We start from the raw sequence: 4,215 nt of genomic DNA on the forward strand, positions 1-4,215 counted from the left end.
ACACTTGGCATTTTGCTGTCCGTTGTTTCTGGAAATCGCCATCGGCCGCAGCTCAGGCTGCGCGGTCATGAATGCTCTTGGGACGCGCAACCGCCTTGAACACGTCGGTGACGCAGGTCACATCCGTCGGCGACAAATTATGGTGGTTGGGCAGGTAAATCCCATAGTCGTGAATCAGATCTGCGTTTGGCAGCACCTGATGCCCGTAATGCCGGATCCAGAACGGATGGCGCGCGATATTTCCGCAGATGAGCGGTCGACACTCGATATCCTGGTCCCTGAGGTGCTCGAATACCTCCATCCTGTTCTCCACCAAGGTGCCATAGGCGAAGGAGGATAACAGCTCAGTCTCGCTGTCCTGACGATAATAACCCCGCAACTGCGCGGCGTAGATGTCAAAATTTCGTTCGCGAACCCGGCAGATATCATCGAGTTTCAGAATTTGCTGACGCCCGATGAAGGCCTGCAGATCCGTCGAGCGCAGGTTAAACCCGGCGTAGTAGAAGGTGTAAAGGTTGCGGAAATCGTCGATATTGTGGTCTTGCTGCAGCTGATCGCGCAATGTCGGGTTGAGATCCCGGCTCCAGCCATGAGACCGCAGCGACAGCATGACCTGATGGAGCTCACTGTCATCGGTGACAACCATCCCCCCTTCGATCGTCGAGATATGATGCCCGTAATAGAATGAGAAACTGCCCGCAGTCCCATGACAGCCGAGTTTTCGCCCGTCGCTGACCGATCCCAGGGCTTCGCAGCTGTCCTCCAGCAAGAGGACATCATACCGTTCGCAGATGTCCCGGATCGCCGCCATATGGTTGGCGTGACCAAGCACATGCACAAGGATCAGCAGGGCCGGAGCCTCCTCCTTGCAGAGCCGTTCGAGATGATCCAGATCCAGCCCGAGATTGGTCGGATCGCAGTCGCAAAGCCGCACATCAAAACCGAACTGGATAAGTGGGGACACCGTGGTCACCCAGCTGACGGCGGGCGCGATCACCTTGTTGTTCCGCAACCGTCCGGCTTCGCGCGCGGCATATATCATCAACAGGTTTGCAGACGAGCCCGAGTTCACAAATACCGCATGTTTGCAGCCCATCCATGCCGCGAACTCGGCTTCGAAGGCGGTTGTTTCTTCCGCCTTTGTCAGGCGATTCCCCGCCATCATCCAATCGGCGGTCTGCTGCAGTTCCCGTCGCGAGATGGTGTCCTGGGCCAGGGTGATCGGCCGCGGTGGCTGAAAATTCTTCATGCTTGCGCCCCTCTAACAGCCTGCATCGCCTTTAACTCGACGTAGTAATGTCGCACCTCGTTGTAAGCGGCGGTGATGTTGGCGGCCTTCTTCTGATCTTTCAGCGCGTCGATGGTGATCGAGCCATCATGAGCCCGGAAACTGGCAAGAGGTTCCTTCACAAAGCCAACCTTCGGATATCGCAGCATCGATAGCAGCGAGGCGAAGATATCTGGCCCAACCCCGTGGTATTCGCTGTTTTGCAGCGGCAACCGCCCCTGGTAGAGCGCATCGATCAATACCTGGCGCCGAAACAGAGCCGCGCCGGGGGAGATCAGGGATCCGACGATGTTTTCTTCCGCCAGGCGGTTCTCAAAAATACCCGTATCCGGCAGCCATCCCAAGAACTGCGTCATCATCTGCTTGCCGGTTTTATTGTCGACAACCTCAGCCCCGGTGAAGGCAAAGCCGACATCATCGCTGATGACAGCCAGGCATTTTTCAATGAAGGTCGGAGCAATCCAGTCATCGTCATACTGCAGGTGAACAAATTCGCCAGATGCATGCAGGACGCCCTCAAGCCAGCAAAAATGCGGGCCGAAGTCCTTTTCCCGCCGGACGTAGATGATCTTATCACCATATTCCGCGGCAACCTGCGGCGTATGATCAGTCGACCCGTGATCTACGACGATCACTTCGCAGGCGACCGTCTGATCAAGCGCACTGTCGATTGCCTTGGGCAGCATATCCGCACGGTTAAATGTGGGAACTACAATGGAAACTCTCTTAGTCATGGCGTTCTCCAAGGATCGCACGCAGGCGCGTGACATCGGCCTCTAGCGTGTCGTTCTGGCCCAGGGGCCGTATGTTCAAAGGGAAAGGAGCAAGGGATTGGGCAAAATCTGCTACCGTCATCGCACACCCGGAGCCGACGTTGACCGGCCCCTCGGCATCCGAAAGAGCGAGTTCGACAATAAGGCGCGCCGCCTGTGCAGCGGGCAGAAAATCCCGCCGACTGCCGGCACCGTAGAGGTCAAACGGCGCCTCCGGCACGGCGGTCTTCAACCGAGTGACAAGCGTCGGGCGCAGATAGCTTCCAGATTGTTCAGGGTCGTGGATCGAAAACAATCTGGCGATGCAGAGCGAGCGACCCGTCGCGGCGCAAATCTGTTGCGCAGCCAGCTCTGCCATCCGCTTGGTCTGACCATAAAGTGAAACCGGTTCGATGGTATCGGTTTCGAAAATTGGCGTCTCTTTGCTCGCATAGACATGGCTGGAGGAACACAGAAGCATCCGGGCATGAGTATTGCCAAGCGCAGCCAGAAGGTTGATCGTGCCGCCAGCGTTCACAGCAAAGGCGCCGCCGGGATCGCCCTGCACCGCCTTGACCGGCACCATGGCAGCAAGGTGGATGACCAGATCAAGCGGGCCCGCCGTGTTGATGACCTGGGCAATCTCATCGGGTTTTGTCAGATCTGCGGTGTTGCGGATCACAACCGCATCAGGCGCAAGCTCTGCCAGAGCAGCCATGGCGTGGCGGCCAACGATACCGCCGCTGCCGGTTATGAAGATACGTTGCGACATGGTCACTGCATCGAGATGCTTTGGGCCGCGCCATGCGCTCTCAACCCCATTGAACGAAATTTCGCGGCCAGCTCCGCACTGGCTCGTTCGATTTTATTCAGCTCGACAGGGTCCGGGACACCAGCCGCGGGAGCAAGGCCGGGCCATTTGGAAAAATCACCCGAGGTGATGAAATCGGCAAAGGAAGCGCGACTGATCCCGTGATCACGCAGGTACTCATTGTCCTGGTGCGGGCGGAATTCGGCCTGGGATGTCTCGTCAGAATAGTACCGGCCGACCACCATCGGGATCCGCGTGAACTTGCGATTATTCTTGGCAAGGACCTGCCAGAAGATGGCATCGCCAATCGATTTGATCGGTGTCTGGTTGCCGAAGTAGCTCGGATACCACGGGCCGACCTGCTCCAGGCTCCACAGTGTGGCAGGTCCATATGTTCCCCGCTCAGCCGTTCCGCTGCCAAGCCGCAGATTTGATTGTTTCTTCGGCGGCCAATCGGCAGCGAAGCAGGTATCCCAGAGGTCTTCGACAGCAAACTTTTGGTCGAGGTGACTTTCATCAAAGCTGACGAGCCATTCACCACCAACCAATGCGGATTTGGTCGCAATCGCTGCGGCGACCATCGCCTGAACGGCATTGGTGGCCAGGCGATCATCCATATTAAGGTTCATGATATATTTGGTACGTGCCAGTGCAGTTGCTGCGGACCAGGCCTCGTAGATCGTGAGCGGCTCGTCAAAACTGTGCCAGGGCGCGTCCAGCCACTCGGGGGCAACATCACCATTGTCAAAGATGTAGCAAGGCTCAACCGGGATCGACTGTGCCTTCAGATTCTCCCAATGAGATCGCAATAACTCGTGCTTGTTCGGCTGCTTATGCCAGACGGCGCAGAAAACCGTCACCAGAGGACGATCGTCTGTATCTGGATCAGGAGCATTGAAAGAGCGAAACTGCATGTGACCGGTTCTCCAGCAAAGCACGCGCAACGAACTGCGCTCACGATCCCGAAGATACGCCCATAAGAAATAAATTTGAGTTAAGTCGCGTCCGTTTCTAAAAGTCCCTAGCGACAATAGCCAGAATCCTGGTGGAAGAGCAGGACCGCGACGTGGCCTTCGGTGTAAAGGATCGCCAATGCTAAGGAGCTGTTAGAGCTGAACGAGCGCTTGCAGTATCAAGGTCGCCCTTTCTTCGGATCGCGCCCGCCGTTGCGGTCAAGCGTTCAGGCGGCGGGGTTTTCCGCGCTGATGTGTACCGCTTTGGTTTGGTGCGCCTCGTTTCATGACTGGTATGATGGCTGTAGGCGCTGGGGCGCTATTTTACTTCGGTAGTGCATCCAGTGCCTGTGCCTGAACGCGAAGATCCCCGCCGGAGCGAGGTTTAAGGTTGTGATATTTCATCGATGC

Annotated in this window: 4 protein-coding genes; all 4 read right to left on the reverse strand. The window is 56.9% G+C overall.

Annotation, left to right across the window (positions count from 1 at the left end; genetic code table 11):
* Nucleotides 1–52: 52 nt before the first annotated feature.
* Genes VWY60_RS02480 through VWY60_RS02495 form a run of 4 tightly spaced genes read right to left on the reverse strand, consistent with a single transcriptional unit; the run spans nucleotide 53 to nucleotide 3,765 of the window.
* The gene (locus tag VWY60_RS02480) at nucleotides 53–1,249 is read right to left on the reverse strand and encodes a DegT/DnrJ/EryC1/StrS family aminotransferase (RefSeq protein ID WP_416539723.1); all 1,197 of its coding nucleotides are present in this window, start codon (nucleotides 1,247–1,249) and stop codon (nucleotides 53–55) included.
* Nucleotides 1,246–2,022 (reverse strand): glycosyltransferase family 2 protein, encoded by a 777-nt coding sequence (locus tag VWY60_RS02485; protein WP_340547862.1) that lies wholly within the window; start codon nucleotides 2,020–2,022, stop codon nucleotides 1,246–1,248. The genes VWY60_RS02480 and VWY60_RS02485 overlap by 4 nt, the downstream gene beginning before the upstream one ends.
* Nucleotides 2,015–2,812, reverse strand: a complete 798-nt coding sequence (locus tag VWY60_RS02490; RefSeq protein WP_416536354.1) for an NAD-dependent epimerase/dehydratase family protein — start codon at nucleotides 2,810–2,812, stop codon at nucleotides 2,015–2,017. Before VWY60_RS02490 ends, VWY60_RS02485 begins: the two co-directional genes overlap by 8 nt.
* 2 nt (nucleotides 2,813–2,814) lie before the next feature.
* On the reverse strand, nucleotides 2,815–3,765 hold the full coding sequence (locus VWY60_RS02495) for a glycosyltransferase family 2 protein (RefSeq protein WP_416539724.1): 951 nt from the start codon (nucleotides 3,763–3,765) through the stop codon (nucleotides 2,815–2,817).
* Nucleotides 3,766–4,215: the final 450 nt, after the last annotated feature.

The organism is Phaeobacter sp. JH20_26 (assembly GCF_048056275.1).
GTDB classification, from domain to species: domain Bacteria; phylum Pseudomonadota; class Alphaproteobacteria; order Rhodobacterales; family Rhodobacteraceae; genus Phaeobacter; species Phaeobacter bryozoorum.

What these genes read in the sequence shown, in the direction of transcription:
- VWY60_RS02480 (WP_416539723.1), bottom strand. Translation starts at nt 1,249, where the DNA reads ATGAAGAATTTTCAGCCACCGCGGCCGATCACCCTGGCCCAGGACACC.
- VWY60_RS02485 (WP_340547862.1), bottom strand. Translation starts at nt 2,022, where the DNA reads ATGACTAAGAGAGTTTCCATTGTAGTTCCCACATTTAACCGTGCGGAT.
- VWY60_RS02490 (WP_416536354.1), bottom strand. Translation starts at nt 2,812, where the DNA reads ATGTCGCAACGTATCTTCATAACCGGCAGCGGCGGTATCGTTGGCCGC.
- VWY60_RS02495 (WP_416539724.1), bottom strand. Translation starts at nt 3,765, where the DNA reads ATGCAGTTTCGCTCTTTCAATGCTCCTGATCCAGATACAGACGATCGT.